The 20,942-nt window shown below is 73.3% G+C and carries 12 protein-coding genes; 6 read left to right on the forward strand and 6 right to left on the reverse strand.

The features are described from left to right. Window positions 1–29: 29 nt before the first annotated feature. The 3 genes from trmB to ACFWJX_RS12510 all read right to left on the reverse strand — a co-directional run bounded on the left by trmB (window position 30) and on the right by ACFWJX_RS12510 (window position 3,682). The gene (gene trmB, locus ACFWJX_RS12500) at window positions 30–866 is read right to left on the reverse strand and encodes a tRNA (guanosine(46)-N7)-methyltransferase TrmB (RefSeq protein ID WP_383240758.1); all 837 of its coding nucleotides are present in this window, start codon (window positions 864–866) and stop codon (window positions 30–32) included. A 100-nt stretch (window positions 867–966) separates the two neighbouring features. Further along, window positions 967–2,205: an L-2-hydroxyglutarate oxidase gene (gene lhgO, locus ACFWJX_RS12505; RefSeq protein ID WP_383240761.1), complete on the reverse strand. Its 1,239-nt coding sequence runs from the start codon at window positions 2,203–2,205 to the stop codon at window positions 967–969. A gap of 52 nt (window positions 2,206–2,257) precedes the next feature. Further along, the gene (locus tag ACFWJX_RS12510; protein ID WP_383240764.1) at window positions 2,258–3,682 is read right to left on the reverse strand and encodes an MFS transporter; all 1,425 of its coding nucleotides are present in this window, start codon (window positions 3,680–3,682) and stop codon (window positions 2,258–2,260) included. 723 nt (window positions 3,683–4,405) lie between these two features. On the opposite strand from ACFWJX_RS12510, the gene ACFWJX_RS12515 reads away from it, so the two are divergent. Beyond that, complete coding sequence (locus tag ACFWJX_RS12515) at window positions 4,406–6,538, forward strand: asparagine synthase-related protein (protein WP_383240766.1); 2,133 nt, start codon at window positions 4,406–4,408, stop codon at window positions 6,536–6,538. Window positions 6,539–7,058: 520 nt separating this feature from the next. Then, window positions 7,059–10,622: a BTAD domain-containing putative transcriptional regulator gene (locus tag ACFWJX_RS12520; RefSeq protein WP_383240769.1), complete on the forward strand. Its 3,564-nt coding sequence runs from the start codon at window positions 7,059–7,061 to the stop codon at window positions 10,620–10,622. Here ACFWJX_RS12520 and ACFWJX_RS12525 read toward each other — a convergent pair. Beyond that, window positions 10,609–12,525, reverse strand: coding sequence for a sigma-70 family RNA polymerase sigma factor (locus tag ACFWJX_RS12525; RefSeq protein WP_383240772.1), 1,917 nt, complete (start codon window positions 12,523–12,525; stop codon window positions 10,609–10,611). The two genes, ACFWJX_RS12520 and ACFWJX_RS12525, sit on opposite strands and share 14 nt — an antisense overlap. Before the next feature lie 558 nt (window positions 12,526–13,083). Continuing rightward, window positions 13,084–13,851, reverse strand: coding sequence for a TetR/AcrR family transcriptional regulator (locus tag ACFWJX_RS12530; protein WP_383240775.1), 768 nt, complete (start codon window positions 13,849–13,851; stop codon window positions 13,084–13,086). A gap of 404 nt (window positions 13,852–14,255) precedes the next feature. On the opposite strand from ACFWJX_RS12530, the gene ACFWJX_RS12535 reads away from it, so the two are divergent. The 3 genes from ACFWJX_RS12535 (at window position 14,256) to ACFWJX_RS12545 (ending at window position 18,431) form a co-directional block, all read left to right on the forward strand. Continuing rightward, window positions 14,256–15,635: an NAD(P)/FAD-dependent oxidoreductase gene (locus ACFWJX_RS12535; RefSeq protein WP_383240778.1), complete on the forward strand. Its 1,380-nt coding sequence runs from the start codon at window positions 14,256–14,258 to the stop codon at window positions 15,633–15,635. Between the two features lie 257 nt (window positions 15,636–15,892). Further along, window positions 15,893–17,560, forward strand: coding sequence for a SpoIIE family protein phosphatase (locus ACFWJX_RS12540; protein ID WP_383240781.1), 1,668 nt, complete (start codon window positions 15,893–15,895; stop codon window positions 17,558–17,560). A 73-nt stretch (window positions 17,561–17,633) separates the two neighbouring features. Then, window positions 17,634–18,431, forward strand: coding sequence for a class I SAM-dependent methyltransferase (locus tag ACFWJX_RS12545; protein WP_383240784.1), 798 nt, complete (start codon window positions 17,634–17,636; stop codon window positions 18,429–18,431). A gap of 68 nt (window positions 18,432–18,499) precedes the next feature. Here ACFWJX_RS12545 and ACFWJX_RS12550 read toward each other — a convergent pair whose 3' ends face one another. Further along, on the reverse strand, window positions 18,500–19,786 hold the full coding sequence (locus ACFWJX_RS12550) for an MFS transporter (RefSeq protein WP_383240787.1): 1,287 nt from the start codon (window positions 19,784–19,786) through the stop codon (window positions 18,500–18,502). Window positions 19,787–19,915: 129 nt separating this feature from the next. On the opposite strand from ACFWJX_RS12550, the gene ACFWJX_RS12555 reads away from it, so the two are divergent. Beyond that, the gene (locus tag ACFWJX_RS12555) at window positions 19,916–20,476 is read left to right on the forward strand and encodes a MarR family winged helix-turn-helix transcriptional regulator (protein WP_383240790.1); all 561 of its coding nucleotides are present in this window, start codon (window positions 19,916–19,918) and stop codon (window positions 20,474–20,476) included. The last annotated feature ends 466 nt before the right edge of the window (window positions 20,477–20,942 follow it).

Raw genomic sequence — 20,942 nt, forward strand, 5'->3', positions numbered from 1 at the left:
AGGACGGTGGTGGAGGGAATTACGGCTGGTCAGTGATCCCGGCGACCCTCGTGCTGTACGCGGCGGAAGAGCAGATCGTTCACCACATGACCCTTGTCCAGACCCTGTCCCTCGAAACGGGTCAGCGGCCGGAAGTCGGGACGCGGCGAGAAACCGCCGTCGGCCGTCGTGTTGGCGAAGTCGGGGTGCGCGGTCAGCACCTCGAGCATCTGCTCCGCGTACGGCTCCCAGTCGGTCGCGCAGTGCACGAGCGCGCCCGGTCTCAGCCGGGTCGCGGCCAGGCTGAGGAACTCCGGCTGGATGAGGCGCCGCTTGTGATGGCGCTTCTTGGGCCAGGGGTCGGGAAAGTAGACGCGCAGCCCGTCGAGGGAGTCCGGGGGGAGCATCTCGCGGAGCAGGATGATCGCGTCGCCGTTGGCCACGCGGACGTTCTTCAGACCGGTCTGGTCCGCGAGGTTGAGGAGATTGCCCTGGCCGGGGGTGTGGACGTCCACGGCGAGGATGTTCGTCTCCGGGTCGGCGGCGGCCATCTGGGCGGTCGCCTCGCCCATGCCGAAGCCGATCTCCAGGACGACCGGCCGGTCGTTGCCGAACAGGTCGGCGAGGTCGACGCTGTGTCCGTCGATGTCCAGGCCCCACTTCGCCCACAGCCGCTGGAGCGCGTCGGCCTGTCCCGCGGTCACCCGGCTGCGGCGCGGCTGGAAACTCCTGATCCGCCGCTCGAAATGCGATCCGGCGGGGTCGGCCCTCGGACCGTCGGGAAAGCGCGGCTCCCCCTTGGCACGGGTACGGCGGACGGACTCGCCGGGGTGGTGATCACCGGGGGCGGGCCTGGGAGCTTCTGGGGTACTCAGCGAATCAGACACAGTGCGGTCGATTTTACGGCCGTCGGAAGGGGTGGGCCGGGCCGACGGGGGGGGAGTGCGTGAGCGCGGGTGGGGCGATCACCGTCGCGCCGCCACCCGCCTACACCTGCCCCAGTGCCGCCAGTGCCCTGCGGGCCACCTCCCGGCCGATCGGCAGGGAGGCCGTCGCCGCGGGGGAGGGGGCGTTCAGCACGTGGATCGCGCGCGGGGACTGTCGTATGAGGAAGTCGTCCACCAGGGAGCCGTCCCGCCGGACGGCCTGGGCGCGGACGCCGGGGGCCGCGCGGACCAGGTCCTGCGGCTGGACGGCGGGCAGCAGGCGGCGGACCTCCGCCACGAAGGCGCGCTTGGACAGGGACCGGTGCAGCTCCCCGACGCCATGGCGCCAGTGCCGGCGGGCCAGGCGCCAGGCGCCCGGCCACGCCGCCGTCGCCGCGGCCTCCCGCGGGCGGACGACGCCCCAGCCGTATCCCTCGCGGGCCAGGGCCGGGACCGCGTTGGGGCCGACGTGGACGCTGCCGTCCAGGCCGCGGGTGAGGTGCACGCCGAGGAACGGGAAGGCCGGGTCGGGGACCGGGTAGACCAGGCCGCGCACCAGGTCCTGGCGGGCCAGCTCGTAGTACTCGCCGCGGAAGGGGACGATGCGGACCTCGGGGTCGTCGCCGGTCAGGCGCGCGATCCCGTCGCAGTGCAGACCCGCACAGTTCACCAGGACGCGGCCTCGGACGATCTCCCCGCGCGCGGTGCGGACGGCCACACCGCGGTCGGGGCGGCGGTCGATGCGGACGACCCGCGCGCCGTAGCGGATCTCCGCGCCGGAGGCCTCGCCGAGCTGCCGCGCGACCGCGGTGAAGTCGCAGGTGCCGGTCGTGCCGACGTGGATCGCCGCCAGGCCGGTGACCTCCGGCTCGTACTCCGTGATCTGGGCGGGGCCCAGTTCGCGCACCGCGATCCCGTTCTCCCGGCCGCGCTGGGCCAGGGCGTGCAGGCGCGGCAGCTCGGCGCGGTCGGTCGCGACGATCAGCTTGCCGGTGACGGCGTGCGGTATGCCGTACTCCGCGCAGAACTTGATCATCTCGGCGGAGCCCCGGACCGCGTAGCGCGCCTTGAGCGAGCCGGGGCGGTAGTAGATACCGCTGTGGATGACGCCGCTGTTGCGGCCCGTCTGGTGGCGGGCCGGGCCCGGTTCCTTCTCCAGCACCGTCACGCGGGTGCCCGGCGCGGCACGGCTGATCGCGTGCGCCGTCGACAGGCCGACGATCCCGCCTCCGATCACCAGCACGTCGCAGTCGTAGCCGATCGCCCGCACCTGCACCACCTCCCGGCTTCGATAGTGCACTGCGCCACTGACAATGCCTTCAAACCCGTGCGGCGCCCCCGGCGCGGCCGGCTCAGGCCGGCGTCATCAGCAGGGGCCGGGCCCGCTCGCGCAGCTCGACCACGCGCGGCTCGTCGCCGTACGGCTCCAGGCGGTGCAGGAGGTCCTTGACGTACTCGGTGGTGCGGGCGGACGAGATACGGCCGGCCACCTCCACCGCCCGTACGCCCTGCGCGCAGGCCGCGTCCAGATTGCCCGATTCCAGCTCGGCGACGGCCGAGACGACGAGCCGCAGGCCGTGCGAGCGCACGAACTCCTCCGTCGGCTGCGACAGTGCCTGCTCCGTGAAGCGGCGCACCTGGCGTGGTGCCTTCAGGTCGCGGTAGCACTCGGCGGCGTCGGCGGCGAAACGGTCGTAGGAGTAGAAACCCAGCCAGGACGGGTCGTGGTCGCCGTCGCGGGCCCGCTCCAGCCAGCTTTCGGCCGCCTTGAGAGCGGCACCGGCGGCCTGCGCGTCACCGGCGCGCGCGTGGGCGCGTGCCTCGACGAGGCGGAAGAAGCTCATCGTGCGGGCCGTGGCCAGGCCGCGGTTGCGCTCCAGGGCGGCCTGGGCGAGATCGACGCCCTCGTCGCCGAAGCCGCGGTAGGTCGCCTGGAGGGACATGGAGGCCAGGACGTATCCCCCGAGGGGTACGTCGGCCGCCGCGCGCGCGAGGCGCAGCGCCTGGATGTAGTAGCGCTGGGCGGCCTCCTGCTGGCCGGTGTCGAAGGCCATCCAGCCCGCGAGCCGGGTGAGTTCGGCGGAGGCGCCGAACAGGGCACGGCCGACCTCGTCGGAGTACGCGCCGAGCAGCAGCGGTGCCGCCTCCACCCGCAGGCACTCCGGCACCATGGACGAACGCCAGTCGCCGCCCCCGTACTTGGAGTCCCAGCGCCTGGCGTCCTCGGCGGCCTCCCGGAGTTTCCGTACGTCGCTGTGGCCGACTTTGAGCGGTGCGCCGGAGGCCTCGGCGGAGTTCACCTCGCGCGCCACCGAACTGTCGGCCGGGGTTATCAGCCACCGAGAGGCGGGCGTCGCGTACGCGCTCACCGCGAACGATCCCGCCAGCGACTGCCAGATGCCGCCCGAGCCGGCCCGGCGCCCCGCGAGGTCGAGCCGGTACAGCTCGGTCGCCGAGCGCACGGCCTGGCCGACGTCCCTGGGGAAGGCCAGGCCCACTTCGGGCGCGGGGTCCGCGTCCGCCAGTCCGATCTCGTGCAACGGCACGGGCCGGCCGAGCTTCTGGCCGATGGCGGCCGCGATCAGGTGCGGCGCGGCGCCCTGCGGCACCATGCCTTTCGACACCCAGCGCGCCACCGACGTCTTGTCGTAGCGAAGCGTCAACCCGCGTTGTGCGCCAAGGTCGTTGACGCGACGCGCGAGTCCCGCGTTGCTGATTCCCGCGAGGGCGAGAACGGCGCCGAGTTTCTCGTTCGGCCCGCGTTGCTCCCTGGACATTGCGCCACCCCTCGACACAGACGGCTGCCGCGCTGGCATAACCATGCGGCATTCGTAAACCCAGCGTAGTTCGCCGCATCCCAAGCGTTAAGGGGCATTCTTCCGGTTGGCGGGATTGTGGTCCGTACGGAAGTACGGGTCCCCATACGCACGGTTGCGGCGTGCTCCCGACGTGTGGCCGTGCGCCCGTCCGTGCGCTCTACTCCGGCCACCGGGGGAGCGCTTCCATGGGCGGTGCGTGGGTCGGCCCGCTGTACTGGATCCAGTGGGCTGGGGGACACCGCCGCCACAATCCCCGCGGGCGGCGGAGCGGTCCGGGGGGCGTTCGACGCCTCCCGGACCGACGCGCCGTGTTGAGGGCGCGAGCGTGACGGAGCGTGTGCGAACCTGTGCGAACAGCCGGGCCGCGCGCGGTATTTGGCTGAAAATCGACCCTGTGTTCCGTCGGCGAATACGCCTCCCACCATGGAAATCCAGGGCGCTCGGGGCGTTTTGGGGGAGCGTATCGGGGGCGCATTCGCGTCGCACGCGCGGGGGTGCACGCGGTCATCGCCGCTCCACGCGCGGGAGTTCACACAGTCCTCCTGGTAGGCGCGGGGGCGCTCGCGCGGGCGCACTTGGCGGATCCTGCGCGGCGTCACCCCACTCTGCGGTGCGTTCTTCGTGGCAGCATGTGAACCGTTCGGACGGTGCAGCTGTTGTCCACAGCCTGTGGAGGCGTCGATGCGGTGGTTGGTGGGATGGAGCAGCACCGCCGCGGCCACCGGCCTCGGTGGCCCCGGTACATCGGGAGCGGGGGCGTACGGCGGCCCCGGCACGTACGCCGCCGAGGACGGCGGCCGGATCGGCCATGACGGCGAGACGTTGCACCCGGTCGGCTCCCAACTCCTGTGGGGCGACCCGGATCCGCTGTGGGCGGTCGGCGACTGGCGGTCCGACGAGGTGCGCGTGGTGCGGGCGGACGCCCGGACCCGGATCGCGGTCCTCGGCACCTGCGGGGCGACGGACGAGCAGTTGCGCGTCGGCCTGTTCGCCGCGCGCGGAGGCGCACTCCGGCATCTGACGGCGTGGCCGGGCAGCTACACCGCGATCGTCCAGGTCGACCGGCGCATCACCGTCTGCGGCGATCTCGCGGGCGCCCGCCCGGTGTTCCACACCCCCTGGGCGGGCGGCACGGCGTACGCGACGGCCGCGCTGCCACTGGCCGACCTCATCGAGGCCAACCTCGACTTCGGTCACCTCGCGGCCCTGCTCGCCGCTCCCGACGTACCGGCCGCCGTACAGGACTCCACCCCGTACGACGGCGTACGACGCATTCCGCCGGGGCACGCACTCATCCTGCGCGCCGGTGCCCGCGAGATCGCCGGGTACGAGCAGGTGGCGTCGCTCGCCGTGGCGGCCGTCCAGGCGGACCCGGACAGCGCGGTCGACGGCGTCCGCGACGCACTCGTCGAGGCGGTACGCGCGCGACTGTCCGCGCCGCGGCACGTCCCCGACATCGACCCCGGCCCCGTACCCGGCATGGGACCCGCGGAGCGGCGCGCCGCGCGCGGGATGCCGGTTCCGGGCATCGGCGCCGACCTGTCCGGCGGCCCCGCATCCGGGACGCTCGCCCTCCTCGCCGCCGGCCTGCCCGGCATGCCCGGCACGCTCCTCGGTCACGGCACGGGCGCGGGCGAGCGTCTGCTGGCCGTCACCTTCAACGACCTGGCCGTCGGCGGACGCGAGGCGGAACTGGAACGGGCCGGGACCCTCGCGGCCAACCCCCGCCTGCACCACGTCGTCGTGACCGGTGGCGAGGAGACCCTGCCGTACGCCGACCTGGACGGCCCGCTGACCGACGAACCCGGCCCCAGCCTGGTGACCGCCGCCCGCCACCGCGCCCGCCTCGCCGCGGGCAGCGCCGACCACTTCACCGGCTACGGCGCCCGTCAGGTCCTCGACGCCCACCCGGCCCGCCTCGCCGACCTCCTCATGGACCGCAAACGACGCCACCTGGTGCGCCCCGTCGCCGCCCTCACCAAGGCGGACGGCTCCGTCCTCGTCCCCGCGCGCGTGTACGGCGCCGCCCGCCGGCTGGCCCGTACGCCGTACCGGGCGGGACTGGACGGCCTCGCCGAACGGCTGATGCACCGCCGCTTCGACGACCCCGGAGGCGCGGTGGGCGCCTCCCTGGCCGCCCTCGCGTGGGGCGGGCCCGGCCCGGCGGCACGGTGGCTGACCGGCGAGGCGCTGGCTGAAGTATCGGTTCGCCTCCAGAGCACGGCCCACCGTGCCGGAGGGGGACCCGGCCAGCGTCCCGGCGACTACCGCGCGCGTGCCGCCCTCGCCCGCCACGCGGCCGACCTGCGCGTCCTGGAACAGGCCGCCGAGATCCGCTCCCAGCGCCTGCACGCGCCCTTCCTCGACAACCAGGTCGTACGTGCCTGCCGCGCGCTCCCCGAGACCCTGCGTGTGCAACCCGGAGCACGCGCCGCGATCCTGCGCACCGTCCTCAAGAGTTCCGGCGTGGCCGACCTCCCGCCCGGCTGGGGCACGCCCACCCAGGCCACCACCACCGCCGCGGCCCGCGCGGGCCTGCGCATGGCGGCGGACCCCCTCATCGCCCTCTTCGACGCGCCCCTCCTCGCCGACGCGGGCCTGATCGAGGCCCGCGTCGTCCGCAAGGCGCTCCGCGCGGCCGCCGCGGGCGAACCCCTCCCCCTGGACGGCCTCGCCGACCTGATCTCCCTGGAACTCTGGCTCCGCCGCCTCCTCTCCCGCAGAGGCACCTGCTGGACAGGCACCCCGGCCCGAGCCCGCGCGGTCCCCTCGGGCATCGCCCCACAAAGACGGGCGGTCTCTTCCGGGGGGTAGGACCCGGCAGCGGAGGAGGACACGCCAGGCATCCGGCTTGGCCGCGGCGACTTGCCCGAGGTCTGCGGGCGTGTGTGCGGCACAGGGGGCGGCCTGCGGTCTGCCTGCTCCTGCCGGTACGGCCTGTGGGAACTGTCGCCACGTGCGGCCCGCGGCCTGCGGTCACCCGTCCGCCGTCCGGCCTGCGGCCCCCCGGCCCCCCGGCCGCCCAGCCTGCGGCCACCGGCCACCGGCCACCGGCCTGCGGCCACCGCCACCGCCACCGCCACCGATCACCGGCCACCGGCCGCCGTCTGCGGGCTTGCGTGCCGCCTGGGGCGGCACGGGTGGGCGCAGGCGGCACCCCGGCAGCGCCGGGCCGCGCGACTCACGCACCTCAGCACCGACCCCGGTCACTCTCCACGGACGGCCCGTCAGCCGACCTCCGCACGCAGACCCGTCACGTCACACCGACGGCCGGTCACCCCACCTCCGCCGGAAACCCCGTGCCCCACCCCACAACCCCAGCGACAATGACCCCGTGCGGTACAGAATCCTGGGCGTCGCCCAGACAGCGGACGACCACGGCACCCCCGTCCCCCTCCCCGGTCCCCGCCTCCGCGCCCTCCTCACCGCCCTGGCCCTCCACCCGGGCCGTCCCGCCACCCCGGAAACCCTGATCGCCGACGTCTGGGCCGATGCCCCGCCCCAGGACGCCCCCGCCGCCCTCCAGGCCCTCATCGGCCGCCTCCGCCGTACCGTCGGCAAGGACACCGTCACCTCCGCCCCCGGCGGCTACCGCCTCGCGGCGACGGAGGACGACGTCGACCTCTTCGTCTTCGAACGCCTCGTACGAGAGGGCACCGAGGCCCTGCGCAAGGGCGACCCCGCCACCGCCGCCCGCACCCTGGACGAGGCCCTCGCCCTGTGGCACGGCCCGGCTCTCGCCGACCTCCGCGACCACCCCGCGGCCGCCCGCCCGGAGGCCCTGCGCCTGGAGGCGTCCCGCACCCGCGCCGAGGCGGACCTCCTGCTCGGCCGTGCCGACGAGGCCGTACCCCGCTTGGCGGAACTGACCACCACGCACCCCTACGACGAACCGCTGCACGCGCTCCTCATCCGCGCCCTGCGCGACACGGGCCGCCCGGCCGACGCCCTCGCCGCGTACGAGACAGCCCGCCGCACCCTCGCCGACGGCCTCGGCACCGACCCCGGCCCGGCCCTGCGCGCCCTGCACGCCGAACTGCTCGACGGCAAGGGCGTAAGCCACGGTCACGGCGGCAGCCCGCCGCGGCAGGCCAAGGCGGACACGCCCCTCACCCCGCCCCGACTCCCCGAACGCACCGGCAACCTCCGTCCACGGCTTACCTCTTTCGTGGGCAGGGAACCCGAGATCGCCGCCATCCGTTCCGAATTGCACAGGGCTCGTCTCGTCACCCTCACCGGACCGGGCGGCTCAGGAAAGACCCGTCTCGCCGAGGAAGCCGCCGCCGGGCTCCCGCAGGCGTGGCTGGTCGAGCTGGCGTCGCTCGACCGGCCGGAGGCGGTGCCCGGAGCGGTGGTCAGTGCCCTCGGTCTGCGTGAGACCGTGCTGATGACCACCGACCTGGCGACCCCGCAGGACGACCCGGTCGCCCTGCTCGTCGAGTACTGCGCCCCGCGTAGCCAGCTCCTGATCCTTGACAACTGCGAACATGTCATCGGCGCCGCCGCCGGCCTCGCCGAGACCCTGCTCACCCGTTGCCCTGGGCTCACGATCCTCGCCACCAGCCGTGAACCCCTGGGAGTGCCCGGCGAGTCGGTCCGCCCGGTCGAGCCCCTCCTCCCCGACCAGGCGTACCGCCTCTTCACCGAGCGCGCGGCCACCGTCCGCCCCGACGCGGCCGCCGCCCCGCGGGACGAGGAAGCGGTGACGGAGATCTGCCGGCGGCTGGACGGGCTGCCGCTCGCCATCGAGCTGGCCGCCGCCCGGCTCCGGCTGCTCACCCCACGTCAGATCGCCGACCGTCTCGACGACCGCTTCCGCCTCCTCACCTCCGGCAGCCGCACGGCCCTGCCCCGCCAGCAGACCCTGCGGGCCGTCGTCGACTGGTCCTGGGACCTGCTCGACGAGCCGGAGCGCACGGTGCTGCGCGAGCTGTCCGTGTTCGCCGGCGGCTGGGACCTGGAGGCGGCGGAGGCCGTGTGCACCGGCCCCGTCGCCGACCTCGTGGGAGCGCTCGTCGACAAGTCCCTGGTCGTCGCGGCCCCAGGCACCGGGGACGGCGGCGACGGCATGCGCTACCGCATGCTGGAGACGATCCACGAGTACGCCACCGAGCGTGCCGCCGAGACCCCGGAGGTACGCGCGGCGGCCGAGCGCCGGCATCTGGGCTGGGTGCGCGCGCTCGTCGAGCGGGCCGATCCCCTGCTGCGCTCCGCGGAGCAACTCCCCTGGATATCCCGCCTGGAGACCGAGCTGGACAACATCCGGGTGGCGATCCAGCGCGGCCTCACCGCGGGCGACGAGGAGGCGACCGCCGCCGTCTGCATCGCCATGGGCTGGTTCTGGTGGCTGCGCAACTACCGCTACGAGGGCGCCGCCTGGACCGACCGCACCCTGCGCCTGGGCGCGGTCCTGGACCGACTCCCCACCCCGCGCCCGGACCTCACGGCCCCCGCCGCGCCAGCATCCTCCGTCCCAAATCCGCCAGATGCCCTAGGCATCCCGACCGTCCCCGCCGACCTCGCCACCCGTATGGCCGCCGTCGATCCCGTCGACGCCTTCCTCGCCGAGCCCGACGGGGAGGAGACCCACCCCCGGCACACGCAGCGGATGTGTCTCCGGATGCTGCACCTGTTCATGTTGTCCGAGTCCGAGCCCAGGGGCGTGGCGGCGGACCCCCGTCAGGCCGCGTACCTCCAGCGGCTGCGCAGCCGCTATGAACCGGGTGGCCCGGAGGCGGCCCGCATGCCGGGCCTGATCTGGCCGCTGACCGCCTTCCACCTGCGGGACACGGAGGACCTGCGAGGCCTCCTGGAAGCGGCCGTGACCAACTGCCGGACCCACGGCGGCGACTGGGAACTGGGCTGCGTCCTGATGTTCCGTACGCACGCGGTCGTCGACTCCCCCGGCGGGCTGCTCGGCGTGGACGACGACCTGGCCGAGCTGCGCGTGCTCAGCCGACGCGTCGGCGACCGGTGGATGCGGGCCCAGGTGTGCAGTGCGGCCGGTGAGGCGGAGATGGCCCGCGGCAGGTTCGCGGAGGCCGAGGGGGAGTACCGGGAGGGGCTGCGGCTCGCCTACGAGGTCGGCGCCTACGCGGAGTCGCCGTTCCTCATCGCCCGTCTCGCGGAGATCGCCTACCGCTCGGGCGACCGGGCCGGCGCCCTCACCGCCCTGGACGAGGCGGACACCGCGGCCGAGCGCTACGGCGTGGCGGACGCGCGGGCGTTCGTACTCCTGCTGCGCGCCCAGATCGCGGTGGACGAGGGCGACACCGCGCACGCACGGGAGCTGTGCGACGCGATCCGCGTGGCCGCGGACGCGGGCACCCCACCGCCCCAGTTCATCGCGGCGCTCGGCATGCTCGACGCGGAGGTCACCGCCGAGGAGTCAGGCCCGGAGCCCGCCCTGGCACTGCTCGCCGACACCCTGCGGCAGGCGCTGGCCGACCACTGCGCCGAGGCCGTCCTCTCGGCCGTCGTCGACGGTGCGGCGAGCCTGCTGACCCGGCTCGGGGACCTCCCGCGCGCGACCCGGCTGCTCGCGGTCGCCGACGCGCTGTACGGCCCCCACCCGCGGCCCGCCCCACAGCGCGCCCTCGCCGAGCGGGCCGAGGCGGCGGCCCGCGAAGCCCTGGGCGCCGAACGCCAGGAGGCCGAGAGGGCCCGGGGCAGGGCCCTGACGGTGACCGGCGCCCTGCGCGAACTCACCGAGGCCGTACACGCACACCCGACACCGGCCGCGGCACCCACCCCCAAGGCGGCACCCACCCTCAAGGCGACACCGACACCGACACCGACACCGACACCGACACCGACACCGACACCGGCACCCACCCCCAACGCGACACCGGCACCGGCACCCGGCACTCCAGGCACCCCAACCGCTACGAACAGGTGAACTTGGACTCGGCCCAGTCCGCCAGCGCCACCGTGTCGAGGTGGTTGTGCGGCTCGACCACCAGCGTGACGGTCTCCCGGCCGGCGAGGTTCACATGGACGGGCACGGCGGGGTCGCCGCCCTTCACCGTCCCGGACGACCACAGCCGTACCCCGTCGGCGTAGACCGCGAAGACGACCTTGCCGAGCTTCAGCGTCATGTCGTCGACGCCGGCCACAGCGTCGTAGGCGGTGCAGCCGCGGTTGAGGTCGATCGTGACGGAGGAGTCGCCGTGCACGGTCACTCCGCGCGCGTACTCCCGGTCGGCGACGGACAGGCCGTTCCGCTGCCACACCCAGCTGCTCGCGCCGAGGCGGATCTCCGGCCCGGTGCCGTCGCCGTTGACGTCGAAGGACAGCTCGCTCAGCTCGTAGACCGCCGGGGCGGGCGGGGGAGTGGGCGTCGGTGTCGGGGTGGGCGTCGGGGTCGGGGTCGGCTCGGGGGTGGGAGTGGGGGTCGGCGTGCGTGTCGGCTTCGCGGGCGTGGGGCTGGGCGTCGGGATGGGAGCCGCCACCGGGACGACCACCGGGGGCAGCGGGTCGGGCTCCTCGGGCGTGGGGGTGGGCGCGCCCACCGGTTCCTCCGGCAGCACGACCGGCGCGGACACCGACGGCTTGGCCACCGGCTGGTCGGCCGGGCTGTCGTCGCCGACCAGGGCGAGCGCCACCACGGCGGCCGCCACCGCGACCACACCGGCAGCGATACCGGCCTTCACTGGCGCGCCCAGTCCCTCCGAGGCGGCCGCGCCGCCGGCGCTCGACCCGCCCGTGCCGCCGCTCGCCGCCGCGGCCGCGCCCGCGGCGCCCGCCGCCCCGGCTCCGGCACCACCGGCGACGAGCGCGACGGCCTTGGCGTACCCGGCGGCACCGAACCAGCCGATGACCGCGATCGGCACCACGGCGGGGATGCCGCTGGCGACTTCCTCGATCTGGAGGGCGGCCAGCCGGCATTTGGCGCACTCGTCCAGATGCTTGCGCAGCCCCCGCTCGGCGCGGGTGCGCAGCCGGCGGCGGGCGTAGGTGCCGAGTTGGTCGGCGTAGTGGGCGCACTCCTCGTCGCTGGTCAGGGTCGCGCTGACGTGGGCCTGGAGGTAGGCCTGCTTGAGGCCCTCGCGGGCGCGGCTGGCGAGCACGCGGGTGCCGTTGGCGTCGAGGCCGAACAGCATGGCCACCTCGCTCGGCGACTCGTCCTCGACCTCGGTGTGCCACAGCACGGCCTGCCAGCGCTCCGGCAGGGAGCGGAAGGCCTGCATGGCCATGGACTGCTCGGCCTCGTGCATGGCGAGTACGTCGGCGCCGAGGTCGAGGGTGTCGTCGTCGGACACCTCGGAGGAGCGGGAGGCCTGCGTGGCGAACAGTGCGAAGTCGTCGACGAGCTGCTCCCGCTTCGCGGACTGCGTCCAGCCCGCGGCGACCCGGCGTACGGAGGTGAGCAGATAGGCGCGTACGGCGTACTCGGGGCCGGAGCCGCGGCGTACCGCCTGGAGCATGCGGGCGAAGACCTCCGCGGTGAGGTCGTCGGCGGTGTGGGCGTCCCGGCAGCAGGTGTGCGCGTACCGGCGCACGGCGTCGGCGTGGCGCCGGTACAGCTCCTCGTACGCCGTGTCGTCGCCGGAGCGCATCCGGGCGATGAGGTCGGGGTCGGCCGGCGGCACCTCGCGCAGCGGCGGCAGGACGCTGTCCTCGCGCCGGTCGCGCTGTGCCGGGACGCTGTTCTCGACCGGGACACCGCTCTCGGCCGGGGCGGGGTCGCCACCCTGGGGGACTCCCGCGCGCCCGCCCTGACTGGGCACTTGCGGTGAAATCCGGCCACCGGCCTCCGCGTCACCGTCGCCCAGTGACTCGTCCCTGCCGTCAACGCTCATCCCGGAAAGCCCCCGCCGCCTGCCGAACCAGTCCCGACCACGGGTCAGAGTGCCATATTGGCTTTTGTTCAGAACCCCGCGGGACGGGCCGTCCACTCGTCCGTGGGGACTTGCTCCCATCCGGCACTGGAATTCACTCGGACGGGGAAGGTTCAACTGGCGTTCTGCGCAGTCCGGTTGACGTCCACGGTTGATATGCGAGGAATGCCTCGACGGTCGACGAGAGGCAGGGCCCGGCCCGGTCCGCGGATCCCCGCATCACCCTTTCGAGTAGCCATCCCGCACCCCGCTGACGGCCCGGCCCCCGCCCGGCCGAGGGCCGCGCCCGGAACGAGAACCACCCCACGGGACGACCTGCCTGCCCCCGCCTGCTCACCCTCAAGCAGGCGGGGGCTCCCCCGGCGAACCCGGGGAGCCCCCATGAAGAAGCGGCCGACGACCCACCCTCAGGACCGGTCGCCATCCGGCTTCGCGGCGGGCGGGCCTACCGCGCGGGGCCACGAAGCACCCCGCGATCCACCCTTCGCGCCTAAGACCGCCCTCCGATTGCCGGTCGGTCTAAGAAGCCGGCCGAGACCGCAGCCCCTCCAGCAGGATGTCCAGCAGTCGGGACGAAGCCGCCGCCTGATGGGCCGGGTCCGGCAGGGAAGGCGCCGCGGTGGCGATGACCAGCAGGACGTCAGACACCGAGACGTCCGGCCGCAACTCGCCCGCCGCCCGTGCCCGGTCGACGAGCTGGCCCACGACCTCGAGCAGTGCCGCGGCCCCCGTGTCGTCCACGACGGCCTGCAAACCCTCGTCGGCGAGCAGCCGCAGTTCGCCGCCGCCCGGCTGGCTCCGCTGCTGCGGAACCCGCGCCTCGTCGAGGGCCGAGCCCTCCGCGCCCTCCTCCGCGACGCCGACCCGCAGCACCTGCGGCGGCAGCAGCCGCCCGGCGCCGGAGGCCACCGACGTGCGCAGGAAGCGCGACAGCGCCGACCAAGGCTCGTCCTCCTGACCCAGCGCCGTCCGGGCCTGGTCGGTCAGCCGGGAGGTCTCCTCCTCGGCTATCCGCCGCACCAGGACGTCCTTGCTGGGAAAGCGCCGGTACACCGTGCCGACACCGACCCGGGCGCGCCGCGCCACGTCCTCCATCGGCGCGCCGTAACCCAGCTCGCCGAAGACCTCGCGCGCGGCACGCAGTACGTGCTCCAGATTGCGCTGTGCGTCCACGCGCAGTGGCGTGGTCCGCGAGGTGTCCCCGCGTCCGTTGCCCGCCGCCGCGCCTACCATGCCGCCCGGTCCAAGCGTGGACGCGGACGACCAATGCGTGTCCTGAATGTGCATGAATGTTCCCCCGGTAATGACGTCTCCCCCCGGAGACTCTCCCCGCCATGGAAAGCACGGGGCGCATGGAACAGGGGACAACCGACCCGGACCCGCCGATGAGGCCCTGCCGTCAGCAGCACCTCGCGGATCCGACGAGCGCTTCCCCCTACACCCCGTCGACACACGAACATAGTTGAGAGGGAGTCAATTCAGAAGGGGCAGGTTCCGCACGGAGCGCCCCCCGATCGGAGTACGGGACGCATACGTCCCGATAATGCCCCTTCCCGCGCCCCGGCGCATACCCGCTGACCTGCACGCCTTCCATCCGCGCCGACGTTTCGGCCGCCCTCGCCCCGGCCCGGCCCGCGGACACACAAATTGTCGGGGCTGTGGACAAACTCCGGCGCCGGGTGCGTCATGGGATGGTGAAGGAACGTGCGCGCATTCTCGTTGTCGGCGGTGGCTACGTCGGGATGTACACGGCTCTGCGGCTCCAGCGCCAGCTGAAACAGGAACTGGGGCGGGGCGAGGCCGAGATCACCGTGGTCACACCCGACCCGTACATGACGTACCAGCCGTTCCTGCCCGAGGCGGCCGCGGGCGCGGTCTCCCCGCGGCACGTCGTCGTACCGCTGCGCCGCGTCCTGCCGCACTGCCGGGTCGTCGTCGGCGAGGTCACCGCCATCGACCACGCCAAGCGCACCGCCTCCCTGACCACCCTCGCCACCGGCGAGGAGGGCACGGGCCCGCAGCAGCTGACGTACGACGAACTGGTCCTGGCGCCCGGCTCGGTCTCCCGCACGCTGCCCATCCCGGGCCTCGCCGACTTCGCCATCGGGTTCAAGACCGTCGAAGAGGCCATCGGGCTGCGCAACCACGTCATCGAACAGATGGACATCGCCTCCTCCACCCGCGACCCCGCGATCCGCGACGCGGCCCTCACCTTCGTCTTCGTCGGCGGCGGCTTCGCCGGCGTGGAGGCGCTCGGCGAGCTGGAGGACATGGCCCGCTACACCACGCGCTACTACCACAACGTCAAACCCGAGGACCTGAAGTGGATCCTCGTCGAGGCCTCCGACCGGATCCTCCCCGAGGTCGGCGAGGACATGGGCCGCTACACCGTCAGTGAGCTGCGCCGCCGCAACATCGACGTCCGCCTCGGCACCCGCCTGGAGTCGTGCGCGGACCGCGTCGCCGTCCTCAGCGACGGCGCCCGCTTCCCCACCCGTACGGTCGTATGGACCGCCGGCGTCAAACCCCACCCGGTGCTCGCCGCCAGCGACCTGCCCCTGACCGAGCGCGGCCGCATCAAGTGCACCCCGGAGCTGACCGTCGAGGGCGTCACGCACGCGTGGGCGGCCGGAGACGCCGCCGCCGTCCCCGACGTCACCGCCGCCCGGCCCGGCACGGACACCGCCCCGAACGCCCAGCACGCCGTACGGCAGGCCAAGCTCCTCGGCGACAACATCGCCCGCTCCCTGCGCGGCGAGCCCCTGAAGACGTATGCGCACAAGTACGTCGGCTCGGTCGCGTCCCTGGGGCTGCACAAGGGCGTCGCGCACGTCTACGGGCGCAAGCTGAAGGGCTACCCGGCCTGGTTCATGCACCGCGCCTACCACCTCAGCCGCGTCCCCACGTTCAACCGCAAGGCGCGCGTCCTCGCGGAATGGACGCTGTCGGGACTCTTCAAACGGGAGATCGTCTCGCTCGGATCTCTCGAACATCCCCGCGCGGAGTTCGAACTCGCTGCCGGTGGAAAGCCTTCTGACGATTCTCCCGGCGACCCGAAGGGGTCGTCCTGACCCGATCCAGGAACTCCACCGGCCGCCCCCACGTCTGACGAATGCCGGCCCGCACGGCGGCCGCACTGCCAGACTGCTCCCTGCTCATCGCCCTCCCGAGCCCCCGGCGGGCCATCACCCGCCCCTGCCGAACCCGAGGCTGTTCCACGTGCTCCACACCCCGGGTGCTGTAACAATGTGCGGCCACCGCCGCGCGGCCCCCGGAGCCCAGGCCGGGCCCGGAGCCGGCCGTCGACGACTACACGAGGCAAGGATTCGTGAACTTCACGCGCTGGAGCGCCCGGCTCCCCGGAACGCAGCGCCGCGCCGCCGCCGCGCGAGCCGAGCACCCGGTCACCACCACGGACCGGCGGAGCGAGGGCTCCGGCCCACGCTCCGTACCTGCGGCCCGTGCCGAACAACTCACCGACGAGCCGCCCCCGGTGCCCGCCGTCGACGAACTCCCGGCCCGCGAGGTCCTCGACCGCGTCCCGGCCCTCGTCGCCCTCGTCCACGGCCCCGACCACCGCCTCGCCTACGTCAACGACGCCTACACGGCAGCCTTCGGCGCACGGCCCATCGGCGAACCGGCCGCCGAGGCCCTGCCCGAGCTGCGCGAACTCGGCCTGATGCCGCTCCTCGACCAGGCCCAGCGCAGCGGCAAGCCCCGCACCCTGAAGTCCCGCAAGGCCCCCGACGGCCGCTCCTACACCTTCACCTGCACCCCGGTTCCGGAGAACCATGGCGAGAGCGCCGTACTGGTTTTCGCCACCGACGTCACCGATCACGCCGAAGCCGGCGAACGCCTCCGGGCCAGCGAGCGCCGCCAGCGCGAGACCGCCGTCACCCTCCAGCGCTCCCTGCTCCCCCAGGAGCTGGAGGAACCCGACGACCTGCGCATCGCCGCCACCTACCACCCCGGCGGCACCGAGGCGGCCGTCGGCGGCGACTGGTACGACGTCATCACCCTCGGCGGCGGCCGCACCGCCCTCGTCATCGGCGACGTCATGGGCCGCGGCGTCCGCGCGGCGGCCGTCATGGGCCAGCTCCGCACGGCCGTCCGCGCCTACGCCCGCCTCGACCTCCCCCCGCACGAGATCCTCCAGCTCCTCGACGGCCTCGCCATGGAGATCGACGCCAACCAGATCGCCACCTGCGTCTACGCCATCCACGACCCCAACGAGGGACGGCTGGTGTACGCCTCCGCGGGCCACTTGCCGATCCTGGTCCGCGACGAGAGCGGCACCGTCCTGCGCGCCGACGAACCCACCGGCCCGCCGCTCGGCACCGGCGGCTGGATGCACGCCTCCGGCTCGATCCCCCTCGGCCCCGGCTCCACCGCCGTCCTCTACACCGACGGCCTCGTCGAGCGGCGCAACGAGGACCTCGACGAGGGCATCGCCGCACTGGAGCGCGCCCTGGCCGGCGCCACCGGTACCCCCCAGGTGGTCTGCGACCGTCTGGTCCGCTCGGCGGGCGTCACCGCCGACCACGACGACGACGTGGCCGTCCTGGTCCTCCAGCACCCCGCCCGCACCGGCCCCGACAGCGAGCTGTTCCGCAACGCGGCCCTGGAACTGCTCGGCGGCGTCGAAGCGGCCCCCCGCGCGCGTGCCTTCGCCTCCGGTGTCCTCACCAGCTGGCGCTTCCCCGCCGAGCTGCACGACCTGGGCGTCCTCGCCACCAGCGAACTCGTCGCCAACTCCCTCCAGCACGGCATCCCGCCCATGCGCCTGCGGCTGCGCCGCACCGACCGCCGCCTGATCATCGAGGTCACCGACGGCGACGACCACCTGCCGCGGCGCCGCCGTGCCGAGCCGGCCGACGAGTCCGGCCGGGGCATCGCCATCGTCGCCACGATCGCCACCAGCTGGGGCAGCAGACGCACCCCGGGCGGTGGAAAGGCGGTGTGGTGCGAGTTCGTGCTGCCCAAGCCCACCGACTGAAACAGGCCTCGAACACCCATTCCCTCGCGCGCGCCACCTAGGCGAACGCGCCCCCCGGTGCTAGTAGCTCCCCATGGCAGACGCAACGGGCTTTCACCTCAAGGGAAGCGCCCCCGAGCGCTACGAACACTACGTCGCGCCCATCATGGCGCCATTCGTGACCGCACTCGTGGACGCCGCGGACCTCTACCCCGGCGCCACCGTCCTCGACCTCGCGTGTGGCACCGGCTTCGCGGCCCGCGCCGCCGCCGCACAGGCCGGCCCCACCGGCCGCGTCGCCGGAGCCGACGCCAACGAGGCGATGCTCAAGGTCGCCGTGGACCGCCACCCGCGCCTCTATCCCGACATCGAGTTCACCACCGCCCCCGCCGACGACCTCCCCTATCCGGACGCGGCCTTCGACGCGGTCCTCTGCCAACAGGGCGCCCAGTTCTTCCCCGACCTCGACGCGGCCCTGCGGGAGACGGCCCGCGTCCTGCGCCCCGGGGGCCGCTTCGCCGCCACCGTCTGGTCGAACCTCGAAGCCTCCCCCTACTTCGTCGCCCAGCTCCGGGCCGTCGAGCAGTACGGCGACCCGGAGACGGCAGCGGTCTTCCGGGCCGCCTTCCACAGCGCCGACCGCCTCACCACGGCCCTCGACCACGCGGGCTTCCGCCGGCCGACCCGCCGCGAACTCACCTTCCCCGTCACCCTCCCCCCGCTTCAGGACTACGTCCGCGGCCACCTCTCCGCGATCCCCTGGGGCCAGACGATCATCGACACCGCGGGCGAGGAAGCCCTCACCCGAGCCGCCGACTCCATCCGCGCAGCCCTCCCCGCCGACACGACGACCTTCCCCTTCACCGCCACCCTGGTGACGGCCCACCGCTGACGGCCACCCTCCGGCGGCACGAAAAAGGCGGCCGTCGCCTCCCGACGACGGCCGCCTCCACCCCTGCCTCACGCCTCCGCGGCCACCGGCTCCACAGCGGCCCCACCCCGGGCCACCACCCGCTTCCGCGCCACCCACGGCTGATCCTGTACGACGGTGAGCTGCCGCCCCAGCCGCAGCGCGAGCACCGTGATCCCCAGCGAGAACAGCAGGAACGTCACGATGTACGGCGCGTGCAGCGAGGCACCCATCGGCCCGCCCACGGCCGGCCCGACCGCCAGCGCCAACTGCTTGACCAGCGCGAACGCCGAGTTGTACTGCCCAGCGAGCCCGGCCGGCGCCAGATCGGCCACCAGCGGCGCGACCGTCGGCGACAACATCGCCTCGCCCAGCCCGAACAGCGCGTACGTGGACACGAACGCGGCCGTCGCCATCTCCTGGCTGCCGTTCCCGAGCCCGGCGTACCCGGCCACGGCCCAGGCCAGTGCCCAGATCAGCCCCACGGCCGCGATCACCCGTGACCGCTTCTGCCGCTCGACGAACCTCAGCACCGCGAACTGCGCGACGACGATCACCGCGGTGTTGGCGGCCAGCGCGGTCCCGAGCGCGGACGTCGAAATGCCCGCGGCCTCGACGCCGTACGCACTGAGACCCGACTCGAACTGTCCGTAGCAGGCGAAGAACAGCACGAAGCCCAGCACGGACAGCTGCACCATGGCCCGGTTGCCGAGCAGCTGCTTCCAGCCGCCCTTCGCGGACCCCCGCGGAACACCCTCCACCCGCGGCGAACGCGGCAACCGCACACCGGCGATCACCACGACCAGCAGCAGGAACATCGCCGCCTCGATCGCGAACAGCAGCGTGAAGGAGGACACCCGCGTCGTGTCGACGAGATGCCCGCCGATGAGCCCACCGACCCCGAGCCCCAGGTTCTGGAGAAAGAACTGCGTCGCGAACGCCCGCGACCGCGTCTCCGTGGTGGAGCAGTCCACGATCATCGTGGCGAGCGCCGGCTGCATCACGGCCTGCCCGGCCCCCAGCGCGGCAGCGGCGGCCAGTACGGCGGTGGCGTTGCCGGCCAGCCCCAGGCTCAGCGCGCCCAGCGCGGCGGTGACCAGGGCGGCGATCAGCACCGGCAACGGGCCGCGCCGCACGATCGCCCGGCCGGCGAACGGCAGCACGATCAGCGCGGCCACGGCGAACACGGCGAGGACGAGCCCCGCCGTCATGGCACCGAGCCCACGCACCTGCGCCACATAGACGTACAGGTAGGGGACGGTGAAGCCGAGCCCGAACGCGCTGAGTGCGTTGCCCACGTGGATCCGGCGCATCGCTGCGCCCATGGCCCTGGTCACGTTCACCTCTCTCAGGTAGTTGGTCAGTCTCAGCTCTTAGAACCGAAGACTTCGAAGATAAATTTCGAAGCTAAACAGTACACTCCGAAGAACTTCAACGCGAACGAGCCGCGTGCGATACTGACGTCCATGGGCGACACCCCCGGCAGCACAGGCATCGGCGGCGAGCCGACCCTCGAAGAGCAGATCGCCGCCTACCAGCGCGAGTTCCAGGACCTCGACCCCCAGGTCGAGAAGATCGTCTCGGCGCTCTCCCGCCTGAACCGCCGCATGAACGTCGCCTACGGCCGCCAGACCGCCGCGCTCGGCATCAGCAACGCCGACTGGGAGGTCCTCAAGGCCCTCGTCCTCTCCGGTGCCCCCTACCGGATGGGCCCCGGCGAACTGGCCAAGCGGCTCGGTCTGACGCCGGCCGCGATGACCCATCGGATCGACCGCATGGTCGCGGAAGGTCTGGTGACCCGGAAGCGGGACGAGACCAACCGTGTGCGAGTGATCGTGGAGCTGACGACCGAGGGCCGGGAGAAGTGGCTCGAGGCGATGCGACTGGCGACGGTCTTCGAGGAGGACCTGCTCCAGGACCTCTCCGCCGACGACCGCACGGCCCTCGGTGACGTCCTGACCAGGCTGCTCCGCAGGGTGGAGCACGCCCAGCCGGACGCCGGCGGGCGCCTCACCGACCTGGACTAAAAGATCTTGACAGGGCCGCTTGACACTGCCTTGCTCGGTCCGTAGAGTTCTTCGGGTTGCCGCGGAGCCGTAACGGTTCTTCGGTGGCACTCCGCCGCGGTAGCGGCACTCAAACCAAAGCAAGATCTCCCAGCGGGGTTGTAATTCGGCGTGCCCGAATTCAATTCGATTTGGGCCCGGCAGCTCGATTAGCGCTCGCCGGGGAGGATCCGCTAAGGTTTGAGACGTCGGAACGGCCCAACAGCCGGGAAGGCAACCCCCCTCTGACGGGGAATCAGCGCCGAAAGGATCTGATAGAGTCGGAACCGCCGGAAAGGGAAACCGCGAAACAAAAGCGGGAACCTGGAAAGCACCGAGGAAATCGGATCGGGAAACGGTCTGATAGAGTCGGAAACGCAAGACCGAAGGGAAGCGCCCGGAGGAAAGCCTGAGAGAGTCTCTCGGGTGAGTACAAAGGAAGCGTCCG

The sequence above is a fragment of the Streptomyces sp. NPDC058335 genome (assembly GCF_042723915.1).
Lineage (GTDB): Bacteria > Actinomycetota > Actinomycetes > Streptomycetales > Streptomycetaceae > Streptomyces.

What these genes read in the sequence shown, in the direction of transcription:
- ACFWJX_RS12530 (WP_383240775.1), bottom strand. Translation starts at nt 13,851, where the DNA reads ATGCACATTCAGGACACGCATTGGTCGTCCGCGTCCACGCTTGGACCG.
- ACFWJX_RS12555 (WP_383240790.1), top strand. Translation starts at nt 19,916, where the DNA reads ATGGGCGACACCCCCGGCAGCACAGGCATCGGCGGCGAGCCGACCCTC.
- ACFWJX_RS12515 (WP_383240766.1), top strand. Translation starts at nt 4,406, where the DNA reads ATGCGGTGGTTGGTGGGATGGAGCAGCACCGCCGCGGCCACCGGCCTC.
- ACFWJX_RS12545 (WP_383240784.1), top strand. Translation starts at nt 17,634, where the DNA reads ATGGCAGACGCAACGGGCTTTCACCTCAAGGGAAGCGCCCCCGAGCGC.
- ACFWJX_RS12535 (WP_383240778.1), top strand. Translation starts at nt 14,256, where the DNA reads ATGGTGAAGGAACGTGCGCGCATTCTCGTTGTCGGCGGTGGCTACGTC.
- ACFWJX_RS12525 (WP_383240772.1), bottom strand. Translation starts at nt 12,525, where the DNA reads ATGAGCGTTGACGGCAGGGACGAGTCACTGGGCGACGGTGACGCGGAG.
- ACFWJX_RS12510 (WP_383240764.1), bottom strand. Translation starts at nt 3,682, where the DNA reads ATGTCCAGGGAGCAACGCGGGCCGAACGAGAAACTCGGCGCCGTTCTC.